This window comes from [Micrococcus luteus] ATCC 49442, assembly GCF_010367585.1.
In the GTDB taxonomy this organism is placed as follows: domain Bacteria; phylum Actinomycetota; class Actinomycetes; order Actinomycetales; family Micrococcaceae; genus Arthrobacter; species Arthrobacter luteus_A.
In genome coordinates this window covers 816,956-830,924 of sequence record NZ_JAAAXP010000001.1, presented here as the reverse complement: position 1 = coordinate 830,924, position 13,969 = coordinate 816,956, and the positions used below count along the sequence as shown (strand labels likewise).

Below are 13,969 nucleotides of genomic sequence, written 5' to 3'. Positions count from 1 at the left end.
TGGATATTCGAAGAAGTTTTCGATTAGCATTAGTGGGTGCCTAAAGCCGTAGCTGAAGAATCAGCAGTCGAGTCCGTCGTCCCTGTCATCGTTCCCCAGGCCGCCGCCACGCCTGCCCGTCCCGATCTTTCCCGCCTGGTGGTTAAGGGGGCGCGGGAGCATAACCTGCGCAATGTGGACCTGGACCTTCCCCGCGACGCCATGATCGTTTTCACCGGGCTGTCCGGATCAGGGAAGTCGTCACTGGCATTTGACACCATCTTCGCCGAGGGCCAGCGGCGCTACGTTGAGTCCCTGTCAGCGTACGCCCGCCAGTTCCTGGGCCAAGTGGACAAACCGGACGTTGATTTCATCGAGGGACTCTCGCCCGCAGTTTCGATCGACCAGAAGTCAACCAGCAAGAACCCCCGTTCGACGGTCGGCACCATCACCGAAATCTACGACTACATGCGCCTGCTGTGGGCACGCGTGGGGCGGCCCCACTGCCCCGTCTGCGGTGAGGTCGTCGCAAGGCAGACGCCCCAGCAGATTGTCGACCAGCTGCTGGAGCTGGAGGACGGCACGCGCTTCCAGGTGCTGGCACCGGTTGTCCGCGGACGCAAGGGCGAGTTCGTTGATCTTTTCAAGGAACTGACCGCGAAAGGCTATTCCCGTGCCCGGGTGGACGGCGAACTCGTCCAGCTCAGCGATCCCCCCAAGCTGGGGAAGCAGTTCAAGCACACCATTGAAGTGGTGGTGGACCGGCTTGTGGTCAAAGACGGCATCAGCCAGCGCCTCACCGATTCAGTCGAAACGGCGCTTGGGCTGGCTGAAGGCCGTGTCCTGGCCGAATTTGTCGATGTGGACGCAGACGCCCCGGGCAGGCTCCGGGCATTTTCGGAGAACCTTGCCTGCCCCAACGAGCATCCATTGGCCATCGACGAGATCGAGCCGCGGTCCTTCTCGTTCAACAATCCCTTCGGCGCCTGCGCTGCCTGCAGCGGCATCGGCACGCGGCTGGAGGTCGATGAAGAACTGATCATCCCCAACCCGGAGCTCTCCCTGGCTGAGGGTGCCATCGCGCCGTGGTCCCTGGGCACAGCGACAACCGAGTACTGGAACCGCCTCCTTGAAGGCCTGGCACAGGAACTCGGCTTCTCCATGGCAACTCCGTGGGAAAAGCTGGGCAAGGATATCCGCCACACCGTCCTGCATGGCAAGGACCACAAAGTAGTGGTGCAGTACAAGAACCGCTTCGGCCGGGAACGTAAGTACAGCACCGGCTTCGAAGGTGCCATCCAGTATGTGCACCGGAAGCACGGTGAAACGGACTCGGAATGGGCCCGTGACCGCTACGAAGAGTACATGCGGCAGGTCCCCTGCCCGGCGTGCAACGGCGCCCGGTTGAACCCGGCGTCCCTGTCTGTCCTGATCAACGGGAAGTCGATTGCCGACGTCGCCGCCATGCCCATGAGGGCGTGCGCGGACTTCCTCAACAACCTGGTCCTCACGGGCCGGGAAGCCCAAATCGCGCACCAGGTGCTCAAGGAGATCCAGGCCAGGCTCACGTTCCTGCTCGACGTCGGGCTGGAATACCTCAATCTGGAACGACCTTCCGCAACCCTGTCCGGCGGCGAAGCGCAGCGGATCCGGCTCGCCACCCAAATCGGATCGGGCCTGGTGGGCGTCCTTTACGTCCTCGACGAGCCGTCCATCGGACTGCACCAGCGGGACAACCGCCGGCTCATTGAGACACTCACCCGGCTTCGGGACATGGGGAACACGCTGATTGTGGTCGAACACGACGAAGACACCATCCACGTGGCGGACTGGATCGTGGATATCGGCCCCGGAGCGGGCGAGCACGGCGGCCATGTGGTGCATTCCGGTTCCTACAAGGAGCTCCTCGAGAACACCAATTCACTGACCGGCGATTACCTGTCAGGTCGTAAGAAGATTGAAATCCCCAAGAAGCGGCGCAAATACGACAAGAAGCGCGAACTGAAGGTTGTTGGCGCGCGGGAAAACAACCTGGTGAACGTCGACGCCGCCTTCCCGTTGGGGCTGTTCACAGCGGTAACCGGAGTCAGTGGCTCCGGTAAGTCCACTCTGGTCAACGAAATTTTGTACAAGGTCCTGGCCAACAAGCTCAACGGCGCCAAGCAGGTTGCCGGCCGCCACAAGAGCATCCAGGGCCTGGAGCACCTGGACAAGGTGGTCCACGTAGACCAGAGCCCTATCGGACGGACGCCGCGGTCCAACCCGGCCACCTACACCGGTGTCTTTGACAACATCCGCAAACTCTTCGCCGAAACCACAGAGGCAAAGGTCCGCGGCTACCTGCCCGGCCGCTTCTCGTTCAACGTCAAGGGCGGCCGCTGCGAAGCCTGCTCGGGTGATGGCACGCTCAAGATCGAAATGAACTTCCTTCCCGACGTGTACGTGCCGTGCGAGGTCTGCCACGGTGCCCGGTACAACCGCGAAACCCTCGAAGTGCACTACAAGGGCAAGACCATCGCGGATGTCCTGAACATGCCCATCGAAGAGGGGGCAGAGTTCTTCGCTGCCTTCTCGCCCATCGCGCGGCACCTGAACACGCTCGTGGACGTTGGCCTGGGCTATGTCCGGCTGGGTCAGCCTGCCACCACCCTGTCCGGTGGCGAGGCCCAGCGCGTGAAGCTGGCTGCGGAACTGCAGAAGCGCTCCAACGGGCGCAGCGTGTACGTTCTCGACGAGCCCACCACCGGCCTGCACTTCGAGGACATCCGCAAGCTCCTGATGGTGCTGCAGGGCCTGGTTGACAAGGGCAACACGGTGATCACCATCGAGCACAACCTGGACGTCATCAAGAGCGCGGACTGGATCGTCGATCTTGGTCCGGACGGCGGCTCCGGCGGCGGCCAGGTGGTGGCATCGGGCACGCCTGAACAAGTGGCGAAATCCACCACCAGCCACACGGCTGCCTTCCTCGCGGAGATTCTGGCTTAAACGTGCAGCACCAGCCGAAAGTATGCCGTGTCGGGCATGCGAGTTTCAGCCATGCCTGCTGTCGTGAGAAACTAAGCCGGTGACTCAAACAACAGTGCCCGTGATCTTTGACCTGGACGGCACTCTTGTCGATCCGGCAGGCGGAATAACCGGTGGAATCGCAGCGGCCCTCGAGGCCTCAGGCCTCCCCGTCCCCGAGCCGGAACTGCTGGAAGCGATGATCGGTCCCAAACTCAGCGATTCCCTCCTCAGCGTCGCCATGGTCCCCGCAGACAAGCTGGACGACGTCATCCGGCGGTACCGCCAGCACTACCTGGCCAGCGGAATCGCCCAGAGCCTGCTGTATCCCGGGATCAAGGAGACGCTCGAAGCCTTCGCGGGGGCGGGCAGGCCGATCGCCGTCGCCACCCAGAAGCCGGAAGGCCTGGCGCACATCGTGCTGCAGCACCACGGCATTGCCGGCCTCTTCCAGTCCATCAGGGGATCCGCGGACAACGAATCCTCCACCGACGGGCCGGTGGGCAAAGCGGACATCATCGCGAATGCCCTGGCCGATCTGTCCACCCACCACGCGGTGATGGTGGGCGACCGCGCCCAGGATGTGGCCGGCGCCATTGCGAACGGACTGGACTGCATCGGCGTGCGCTGGGGCTTTGCCCCGGACGGCGAACTTGAGGTGGCCGGCGCCGTGACCGTCGTGGAAACCACGGCGGGGCTGGTCGCTGCCATCGAACGGATCGAAGCCATCCACACCGCTGCCATGAGCGAGGTGCGCAACGATGGAGCTCTTTGAGGCTGTCCGCTGGACCTTTCGCGGGCTCGTCGCGGGCACCTGCCGGCCCACCGTCATCGGCCTCGAAAATGTGCCCAAAGAGGGTCCCTTCATCGTTGCCCCGAACCATCTCTCCTTCTTTGACAGCGTCATTGTCCAAGCCCTGATGCCGCGGCCGGTGGCCTTCTTCGCCAAGGCCGAGTACTTCACCACCGGCGGCGTGAAGGGCAAGGTCATGAAGTCATTCTTCGAGTCCGTGGGATCCATCCCCGTGGAACGCGGAGAGCAGGCAGCAAGCGTCCAGGCGCTGAAGACTCTGTTGGACATCCTGGAGGACGGCAAAGGCATTGGCATCTATCCCGAAGGCACACGATCCCGGGACGGCATCCTCTACCGCGGCCGCACCGGAGTTGGCTGGCTTGCCCTGGCAACCGGAGCTCCCGTGATCCCCGTTGGACTGATCGGGACGGAGAACCTGCAGCCCGCCGGCGAGAAGGGCTTCAGGCCGCACCGCTTCACCATGAAGGTGGGCCAGCCGCTGTACTTCGACAAGACCGGCCCGGATCATTCGCTGCCCGCCCGCCGCGAGGTCACGGACCGGATCATGGACGCCATCGCCGAACTCAGCGGCCAGGAACGTTCCACCAGTTACAACCAGAGCAAGGCCACCGACTAAGCGTTAGTAGACTGAAGTAGTGGCAGATCCAACAACTTACAGGCCCCAGACGGGTGAAATTCCCACCAACCCGGGGGTGTATCGGTTCCGCGATCCCCACGGCCGGGTCATCTACGTCGGCAAAGCCAAGAGCCTCCGGTCCCGGCTGAATTCCTACTTTGCCAACCCTGCGGGACTGCTGCCGAAAACCCATGCAATGGTCTATGCGGCCAGCAGTGTGGAGTGGACTGTGGTGGGCAGTGAACTCGAATCACTGCAGCTTGAATATACGTGGATCAAGGAATTCAAGCCCCGCTTCAATGTGGTGTTCCGCGACGACAAAACCTATCCGTACCTGGCGCTGACCATGAGCGAGAAGCTCCCCAGGGTCCAGGTCATGCGGGGGGACCGGCGCAAAGGCACACGCTACTTCGGGCCCTATACCGCCGGCGCCATCCGGGAAACCATGGACACCCTCCTGCGGGTTTTCCCTGTGCGCAGCTGCAGTGCCGGCGTCCTGAAGCGCGCCCAGGCAAGCGGCCGCCCCTGCCTCCTGGGTTACATCGACAAATGCTCCGCGCCCTGCGTGGGCCGCGTGACTCCTGAAGAGCACCGCGCCCTGGCAGAGGATTTCTGTGCCTTTATGGGCGGCGAGGCCAAACGCTTCATCGCCAAACTCGAAAAGCAGATGGCCGAAGCTGTCGCCACCCTGGACTACGAGCGTGCGGCCCGGCTCCGCGACGACATCTCGGCGCTGCGGAAAGTCTTTGAACGAAACGCCGTGGTACTCGCCGAAGATACCGACGCCGATGTGTTTGCCCTGCACGAGGACGAACTTGAGGCGGCTGTCCAGGTGTTCCACGTCCGGGGCGGGCGGGTCCGCGGCCAGCGCGGCTGGGTGGTTGAAAAGGTGGAAGACTCCACCACGCCCGACCTTGTGGAGCACCTGCTCCAGCAGGTCTATGGCGACGACGGCGAAAGCCACGGCAGGCTGCCCCGGGAAGTCCTGGTGCCGGTCGAGCCCAGCAACGCGGCCGAACTGACGGAATGGCTGGGCGGCCTCCGCGGAGCGAAGGTGGACATCAGGGTGCCGCAGCGCGGCGATAAGGCCGCGCTGATGTCAACTGTCCGGGAAAATGCCGAGCACGCTTTGAAACTGCACAAGACCCGCCGGGCCGGGGATCTGACGGTCCGTTCACAGGCACTCCAGGAGTTGCAGGAGGCCCTCGACCTGCCGGTGCCGCTCCTGCGGATTGAATGCTTCGACGTCTCGCATGTCCAGGGCACCAACGTCGTGGCGTCCATGGTGGTGGTTGAGGACGGCCTGCCCAAGAAATCCGATTACCGCAAGTTCTCCGTCACCGGAGCGGCGGCCGCGGACGACACCGCCGCCATGCACGATGTCCTGACCCGTCGGTTCCGCTACTACCTGCAGGACAAGACCGCACAGGTGGAAGCCGCCGCACTGACGGGGCACCAGGCCGCACTCAACGCGGCGGGCGACGCTGCGGTCCTCGACACCACCACGGCTACGCCGCGGGCGAAATTTGCCTACCCGCCGAACCTGGTGGTGGTGGACGGCGGCCAGCCCCAGGTGAATGCCGCTGCCCGGGCGCTGGCTGAGCTCGGGATCGACGATGTCTACGTTGTGGGCCTGGCCAAGCGGCTGGAGGAAGTCTGGCTTCCGGACAGCGATTTCCCGGTGATCCTGCCGCGGACATCCCAGGGCCTCTACCTGCTGCAGCGGATCCGCGACGAGGCGCACCGCTTCGCGATCACCTTCCACCGGCAGAAGCGCGGCAAAGCGATGACGCTCTCGGCCTTGGATGGTGTGCCGGGGCTGGGGGAGTCCAAGCGCAAGGCCCTGGTGGACCACTTCGGATCCATCAAGGGCGTGAAAGCTGCCACGGTTGAGGAGCTCACAGCCGCCAAGGGCATTGGTCCTTCGCTGGCCAGCGCCATCGTGACGCACTTCAGCGCCGAGGGATCGGCAGGGGAGACGGTGCCGGCTGTCAATATGACCACCGGCGAAATCATTGAAACCTAGGTAGGGTAAGGAGCGCAGGTTTCCGCCGACGCGGTTGCCTGCTGTGAACAGGACAGAACGGGGCGGAACGAATGGCAGAATCAACGGCGGAGTCCGGGACGGGGCAGGACGGCATGACGCCGATCAAGCCCCTTGAAGCGGAGCTGCTGGTGGTCACGGGTATGTCGGGCGCCGGGCGCAGCACAGCCGCGGACGCGCTGGAGGACCATGGCTGGTACGTCGTGGAGAACCTTCCGCCGCAGATGCTTGGAACCCTCGCCGAGCTGGTGTCGCATGCCCCGCAGTCCATTCCCAGGCTCGCCGTCGTGATGGACGTCCGCAGCAAAGGCCTCTTCGCGGACATGCGGGCCACCCTTGGCGCCCTGGCAGCCAGCGGCGTCACCTTCCGTGTGCTGTTCCTGGACGCCAACGACGACGTCCTGGTCCGCCGCTTCGAGCAGGGCCGCAGGCCGCACCCCCTTCAGGAAGGCGGGCGGATCCTCGATGGCATAGCAGCCGAGCGGGAGGTGCTGAAGGAGCTCCGGGAGAGCTCCGACGTCGTACTGGACACCTCTGACTACAACGTCCACGGCCTGGCGACGGCAATCACGGAACTCTTCACCGAGACCGGACCCGTGGCGCTTCGGCTCAACGTCATGAGCTTCGGCTTTAAATACGGACTTCCCGTTGACTCCAACTACGTCGCCGACGTCCGGTTCATCCCCAACCCGCACTGGGTCCCACAGCTGCGTCCGCACACGGGGCTGGACAAGGACGTCAGCGATTACGTCCTCGAAGCTGAAGGCGTGAAGAATTTCGTGGACCGCTACGTGCTGGCGCTGGAGCCTGTCCTGGACGGATACCGTCGGGAAAACAAGCACTACGCCACCATCGCCGTGGGATGCACCGGCGGCAAACACCGCTCGGTAGCGGTCGCCGTCGAGCTCTCCAAGAAACTGGCGCAGTATCCCCGCGTGACTGTCACCACAACACACCGGGATCTGGGCCGCGAGTAATGGGGATGCTTACCGGGCCGCTGCCGTTGGTACCGCTGACCAGCGGAACGGCAGGCGGCCAGCAGGACAAGGGCCCCAACGTCGTAGCACTCGGTGGCGGCCACGGCCTGTCGGCATCACTGTCGGCCCTGCGGCTGCTCACCACAGAGCTGACCGCCATCGTCACAGTGGCGGACGACGGCGGGTCATCCGGGCGGCTGCGGGAAGAGTACGGCGTCCTCCCGCCCGGAGACCTCCGCATGGCGCTCTCCGCCCTGTGCGACGATACGGACTGGGGCCGGACCTGGCGTGACGTTATGCAGCACCGTTTCCGGCCGGTCAACGGCCGGGGCGGTTCCCTGGATGACCACGCCACGGGCAACCTGCTCATCGTCACCCTCTGGGAACTGCTCGGCGACGCCGTCGCCGGGCTCAAGTGGGCCGGTGCCCTGCTGGGGGCGCGGGGACAGGTGCTGCCCATGTCCACCATCCCGCTCACCATCGAAGGTGATATCCGCGTCACCGCACCCGGCGGGGAATCCGTTCTCCAGACGGTGCGCGGACAGGCGCGCTGCGCGGTGGCAGGCCACCTCGAACAGGTCAGGCTCTTGCCCGAACAGGCACCCGCGTGCACCGAAGCGCTGACGGCCATCGAACTGGCCGACTGGATTATCCTGGGGCCGGGATCGTGGTACACGTCCGTGCTCCCGCACCTGTTGCTCCCGGAAATGCGTGCCGCCCTCAGCGCAACGGCCGCCAAACGCTGCCTCACCATGAACCTGGTCACTGACACAAAGGAAACCACGGGCATGTCGGCCGCCGACCACCTGCACGCCCTGCGCCGCTACGCGCCCGACTTCAGTGTCGACGTCGTCCTGGCCGATCCTGCATCGGTACCGGACCGGCAGGAATTCGAGAAAGCTGCGGAGATGATCGGCGCCGAGGTTGTCTTGGGTAAAGTGGGGGCGTCGGGCCGCCGACCCGTCCATGACCCTTTGCGTCTGGCAGCGGCGTACCACGACATTTTTGGGAACAGTTAGGAAGGTGCCATGGCACTGACATCATCGGTCAAGGAAGAACTGTCCCGTCTGGACATCAAAAAATCATCCGTCCGCAAAGCAGAAGTTTCCACGATGCTCCGGTTCGCCGGCGGCCTTCATATCATCTCCGGCCGGATCGTCATCGAAGCGGAAGTGGACCTCGCGTCCACGGCCCGCCGGCTGCGTGCCGCCATCGCCGAAGTGTACGGCCACCAAAGCGAAATCATCGTGGTGTCCGGCGGGGGACTGCGCCGGGGCAGCCGCTATGTTGTGCGGGTGGTCCGCGACGGCGAATCGCTGGCCCGGCAGACAGGCCTCCTGGACGGCCGCGGACGTCCCGTGCGCGGCCTGCCCTCGGCGGTTGTCAACGGGTCCGCCGCCGATGCCGAGGCCGTGTGGCGCGGTGCTTTCCTCGCCCACGGTTCCCTCACCGAGCCGGGACGCTCATCCTCCATGGAGGTCACCTGCCCCGGCCCGGAGTCCGCGCTGGCCCTGGTGGGCGCGGCACGGCGGCTGGGTATCCAGGCCAAGGCCCGCGAAGTCAGGGGAGTGGACCGGGTGGTCATCCGCGACGGCGACACCATCGCTGCGCTCCTGACCCGGATGGGCGCCCATGACGCCCTGATGGTCTGGGAGGAGCGCCGGATGCGCAAGGAGGTCCGTGCCACCGCCAACCGGCTGGCCAACTTCGATGACGCCAACCTGCGGCGCTCTGCGCAGGCCGCAGTGGCTGCCGGCGCCAGGGTGGACCGCGCCCTGGAAATCCTGGGCGACGACGTCCCCGACCACCTTAAATACGCCGGCGAACTCCGGGTGGCCCACAAACAGGCCAGCTTGGACGAGTTGGGCCGCCTGGCCGATCCCGTGATGACCAAGGATGCCATTGCCGGCCGCATCCGCCGGCTGCTGGCCATGGCAGACAAAAGGGCCATTGACCTCGGCATCCCCGGCACGGATGCCAATGTGACGCCTGAAATGCTGGACGAGTAACAGCACCCTAGAATCAGAGCGTTCACCCTGATCTTCCGGATGCCCGTCATCCGGATGCACAATCCGAGAGTTAGAAAACCGGACGAACCCGTCCACGATATTGGAGGATTTTGTGACCGAGTACGTACTGCCCGAACTTGACTACGACTACGCCGCGCTTGAGCCGCACATTTCGGCGCGCATCATGGAGCTGCACCACAGCAAGCACCATGCAACCTACGTTGCGGGCGCCAACAACGCGCTGAAGCAGCTGGCCGAAGCACGCGACAAGGGTGACTTCGCCAACATCAACCGGCTGTCCAAGGACCTCGCGTTCCACACCGGCGGCCACGTCAACCACTCGGTGTTCTGGAAGAACCTGTCCCCGGACGGCGGCGACAAGCCCGAGGGTGAGCTGGCCGCGGCCATCGATGACGCTTTTGGCTCCTTTGACGCCTTCCGTGCCCAGTTCTCCGCGGCCGCCCTCGGCCTGCAGGGATCGGGCTGGGGCTTCCTGGCCTACGAGCCGATCGGCGGCAACCTGGTCATCGAGCAGCTCTACGATCAGCAGGGCAACGTAGCACTGGGCACCACCCCGCTGCTCATGCTCGACATGTGGGAGCACGCGTTCTACCTGGACTACGTCAACGTCAAGGCTGACTACGTCAAGGCATTCTGGAACATCGTGAACTGGGCCGACGTCGCCAAGCGCTTTGACGCGGCCCGCAGCAACGCCACGGGGCTTATTACCCTCCCGTAGTGACACGCGGTACATCCGCCTGTAACAAAGTTCACATTTCGGCGTGATTTTGGCCGAAATGCGGCAGGTCCGCCCCCGCACTTGCGGGGGCGGACCAACTTAAACGTAAGATGGATCACGGAAGGCGGTTAGCCTTCAGCAACGAGGCTGGTCGCCCTCCGTTCTGTTAATCATCTCTGCCCAATGGCGTGCGGGATCTGTTAGTTGGCTTCATCGCCCGCTTAACTAGCTGTGCTTTATCAAGCACCAAGGAGACTGAAAAAGTGACGACCCGTATTGGTATCAACGGCTTCGGCCGCATCGGCCGCAACTACTTCCGCGCAGCACTCGCACAGGGCGCGGACCTCGAGATCGTTGCCGTCAACGACCTCACCAGCCCTGAAGCCCTGGCCCACCTGCTCAAGTACGACTCTGTCGGCGGCCGCCTGAAGGAAACCGTTGAGGTCAAGGACGGCAACATTGTCGTCGACGGCAACATCATCAAGGTTCTCGCCGAACGCGATCCCGCCAACCTGCCCTGGGGCGAACTGGGTGTTGACATCGTTATCGAGTCCACCGGCTTCTTCACCAAGGCTGCAGCCGCCCAGAAGCACATTGATGCCGGCGCCAAGAAGGTCCTGATCTCCGCTCCGGCCTCGGACGAGGACATCACCATCGTGATGGGCGTTAACGACGGCCTGTACGATAACGCAGCGCACAACATCATCTCCAACGCATCCTGCACCACCAACTGCCTCGGCCCGCTGGCCAAGGTCATCAATGACACCTTCGGCATCGAGCGTGGCCTGATGACCACCATCCACGCCTACACCGCTGACCAGAACCTGCAGGACGGCCCGCACAACGATCTTCGCCGTGCCCGCGCCGCAGCCATCAACATGGTCCCCACCTCCACCGGCGCAGCCAAGGCTATCGGCCTGGTCCTGCCGGAGCTGAAGGGCAAGCTGGACGGCTACGCCATCCGCGTCCCGGTCCCCACCGGTTCCGCCACGGACCTGACCGTCACCGTCTCCCGTGAGACCACCGTCGAAGAAGTCAACGCGGCGCTGAAGAAGGCTGCGGAGTCCGACGAATTCCAGGGCATCCTTACCTACACCGACGCCCCGATCGTGTCCTCGGACATCGTGGGTGACCCGGCGTCCTCGATCTTCGACTCGGGTTTGACCAAGGTCATCGGCAACCAGGTCAAGGTTGTTTCCTGGTATGACAACGAATGGGGCTACTCCAACCGCCTCGTGGACCTGACGGAGCTTGTCGCAGCCAAGCTGGGCTAGGGTTAGACACATGACATTCCACACCCTCAACGAACTGATCGCTGAAGGTGTCCGCGGGCGGTACATTCTGGTTCGAAGTGACCTGAATGTGCCGCTCGACGGCTCTACAGTGACTGACGACGGCCGTATCAAGGCCTCACTGCCAGTGCTGACGAAGCTCACGGACGCCGGTGCCCGCGTGCTGGTAACAGCCCACCTCGGACGCCCCAAGGGCGCTCCCGAAGACAAATACTCCCTTAAGCCAGCCGTAGCGCGCCTCACGGAGCTTGCTCCGTTCAATGTCACCCTCGCCGGTGACACGGTGGGCACTTCCGCCAAGGAACTGGCTGCCTCGCTGCAGGACGGTCAAGTACTCGTGCTGGAGAACGTGCGCTTCGACGCCCGCGAAACCAGCAAGGACGACGCCGAGCGCGGCGCCTTTGCGGACGAGCTCGTTGCCCTGACCGCAGGGAACGGCGCCTTCGTTGACGACGCTTTCGGTGCTGTTCACCGCAAGCACGCCAGCGTGTACGACGTCGCCACCCGGCTGCCGTCATACCAGGGCGACCTGGTCCACACGGAGGTGGAGGTCCTGCGGAAGCTGACTGCAGACACGCAGCGTCCCTACGTTGTGGTGCTCGGCGGCTCCAAGGTGTCCGACAAGCTCGCGGTCATCGACAACCTGATCGGTAAAGCGGACACCATCCTGGTGGGCGGCGGCATGCTCTTCACTTTCCTCGCAGCAGAAGGCCACAGCGTTGCCGGCAGCCTCCTCGAGGAAGACCAGATCCCCGTCGTCAAGGACTACCTCAAGAGGGCGGCAGATGCCGGCACGGAGTTCATCGTGCCCACCGACGTTGTGGTGGCCAGCAAGTTCGCCGCGGACGCCGAGCACGAAACGGTCCCCGCAGACGCTATCGAAAGCAGCAGCTTCGGTGCGCAGGGCATCGGCCTGGACATCGGGCCGGACTCGGCAGCCGCGTTCGCCGACCGGATCAAGGGCGCCAAGACGGTCTTCTGGAACGGGCCGATGGGTGTCTTCGAATTCGAAGCCTTCTCCGGCGGAACCCGTGCAGTGGCCAAGGCGCTGACCGAAGCTGACGCGTTCACTGTTGTGGGCGGCGGCGACTCAGCGGCAGCAGTACGGACCCTGGGCTTCGCGGACGACCAGTTCGGACACATTTCCACCGGCGGCGGCGCCAGCCTGGAATACCTTGAAGGCAAGGAACTCCCGGGACTGAGCGTCCTGGACCGCTAGCAACAAGGGCTGACAAGTCCTCCGGCCGGCAGGGTGCCCGCGGGCACCCTGCCGGCCGCATACTTATTCACGACTTTTGGAGAACACGTGACAACGTCAACGAACGGTGCATTTGACCGCACGCCTCTCATAGCGGGCAACTGGAAGATGAACATGGACCATGTACAGGGCATCACCCTCCTGCAGAAACTGGCTTGGACCCTGTCCGATGCCAAGCACGACTACAGCCGTGTTGAGGTGGCAGTCTTTCCCCCCTTCACCGACCTTCGTGGTGTGCAGACCCTCGTCCAGGGAGACGAACTAGACGTCGCTTACGGTGGCCAGGACCTGTCCCAGTTCGACTCCGGCGCCTACACCGGTGACATCTCCGGCCAGTTCCTGAACAAGCTGGGCTGCCGGTACGTCCTGGTCGGCCACAGCGAACGCCGCACCATCCACAACGAATCGGACGAGGTCCTGAACGCCAAGGTCAAGGCAGCGTTCAAGCATGGGGTTACCCCGGTGCTGTGCGTTGGCGAAGGCCTGGAGATCCGCCAGGCCGGGACCCATGTGGAGCACACTCTCACCCAGCTCCGCGCCGACGTCGAGGGCCTGACTGCGGAGCAGGCTTCCGAGCTTGTAGTGGCTTACGAGCCCGTCTGGGCCATCGGCACCGGCGAAGTGGCGGGCCCCGAGGACGCCCAGGAAATGTGCGCGGCCATCCGTGCCGAGCTCGCCACTATCTTCGGCGACGACGTCGCAGCGAAGATCCGCCTGTTGTACGGCGGTTCCGTGAAGGCAAACAACGTAGCGTCGATCCTGAATGAACGGGACGTTGACGGCGTGTTGGTAGGCGGGGCCAGCCTTGATCCCGCTGAGTTTGCTAATATTGTCAGGTTCGAGAGTCACCTGCTGACAGATTAGTACGTCAGCAACACCAGGCTCCCGCCATTCCAATCTTCTGAAAGGCCGTCGTGGACGTTCTTCATGTCATTCTGCAGATTCTCCTGGGCATTACCAGCCTTCTGCTGACGCTGCTTATCCTGCTTCACAAGGGCCGGGGCGGCGGGCTGTCGGACATGTTCGGCGGCGGTATGAGCTCAGGCCTGAGCTCCTCGGGTGTGGCAGAGCGCAACCTGAACAGGTTCACCGTGGTTCTGGGCGTCACCTGGGGCGTAGTGATCATCGCACTGGGCCTGCTGATGCGGTTCAGCGGGGCGGGCGACTCCTAGGAACTTCCAACTGATAGTGGCGCGTCACTGCCGCCACGGGAATCTCCGAACTAAACTGTGGCT

General features: G+C 63.9%; 12 protein-coding genes. All 12 read left to right on the top strand.

What is annotated here, in order from left to right:
- The first annotated feature begins 36 nt into the window (after positions 1-36).
- On the top strand, positions 37-2,967 hold the full coding sequence (gene uvrA / locus GUV69_RS03880) for an excinuclease ABC subunit UvrA (protein ID WP_164199904.1): 2,931 nt from the start codon (positions 37-39) through the stop codon (positions 2,965-2,967).
- A 79-nt stretch (positions 2,968-3,046) separates the two neighbouring features.
- Positions 3,047-3,760 carry an HAD hydrolase-like protein gene (locus GUV69_RS03875; RefSeq protein ID WP_164199902.1) on the top strand — a complete coding sequence of 238 codons (714 nt, stop codon included), beginning with the start codon at positions 3,047-3,049 and terminating at the stop codon, positions 3,758-3,760.
- Positions 3,747-4,415 (top strand): lysophospholipid acyltransferase family protein, encoded by a 669-nt coding sequence (locus tag GUV69_RS03870; RefSeq protein ID WP_164199900.1) that lies wholly within the window; start codon positions 3,747-3,749, stop codon positions 4,413-4,415. Before GUV69_RS03875 ends, GUV69_RS03870 begins: the two co-directional genes overlap by 14 nt.
- A 19-nt stretch (positions 4,416-4,434) precedes the next feature.
- Positions 4,435-6,441 carry an excinuclease ABC subunit UvrC gene (uvrC, locus tag GUV69_RS03865; protein WP_164199898.1) on the top strand — a complete coding sequence of 669 codons (2,007 nt, stop codon included), beginning with the start codon at positions 4,435-4,437 and terminating at the stop codon, positions 6,439-6,441.
- Positions 6,442-6,512: 71 nt separating this feature from the next.
- Complete coding sequence (gene rapZ / locus GUV69_RS03860) at positions 6,513-7,436, top strand: RNase adapter RapZ (RefSeq protein ID WP_164199896.1); 924 nt, start codon at positions 6,513-6,515, stop codon at positions 7,434-7,436.
- Positions 7,436-8,455, top strand: coding sequence for a gluconeogenesis factor YvcK family protein (locus tag GUV69_RS03855; protein ID WP_164199894.1), 1,020 nt, complete (start codon positions 7,436-7,438; stop codon positions 8,453-8,455). Before rapZ ends, GUV69_RS03855 begins: the two co-directional genes overlap by 1 nt.
- Before the next feature lie 9 nt (positions 8,456-8,464).
- Entirely contained in the window at positions 8,465-9,445 is a 981-nt protein-coding gene (gene whiA / locus GUV69_RS03850; protein ID WP_164199892.1) for a DNA-binding protein WhiA, read from the top strand.
- A 112-nt stretch (positions 9,446-9,557) separates the two neighbouring features.
- On the top strand, positions 9,558-10,184 hold the full coding sequence (locus GUV69_RS03845; protein ID WP_164199890.1) for a superoxide dismutase: 627 nt from the start codon (positions 9,558-9,560) through the stop codon (positions 10,182-10,184).
- 263 nt (positions 10,185-10,447) lie between these two features.
- Positions 10,448-11,458: a type I glyceraldehyde-3-phosphate dehydrogenase gene (gap, locus tag GUV69_RS03840; protein WP_164199887.1), complete on the top strand. Its 1,011-nt coding sequence runs from the start codon at positions 10,448-10,450 to the stop codon at positions 11,456-11,458.
- A 10-nt stretch (positions 11,459-11,468) separates the two neighbouring features.
- On the top strand, positions 11,469-12,695 hold the full coding sequence (locus GUV69_RS03835; RefSeq protein ID WP_164199885.1) for a phosphoglycerate kinase: 1,227 nt from the start codon (positions 11,469-11,471) through the stop codon (positions 12,693-12,695).
- Between the two features lie 87 nt (positions 12,696-12,782).
- Positions 12,783-13,598, top strand: coding sequence for a triose-phosphate isomerase (tpiA, locus tag GUV69_RS03830; RefSeq protein WP_164199883.1), 816 nt, complete (start codon positions 12,783-12,785; stop codon positions 13,596-13,598).
- Between the two features lie 50 nt (positions 13,599-13,648).
- Entirely contained in the window at positions 13,649-13,906 is a 258-nt protein-coding gene (secG, locus tag GUV69_RS03825) for a preprotein translocase subunit SecG (protein WP_164199881.1), read from the top strand.
- Positions 13,907-13,969: the final 63 nt, after the last annotated feature.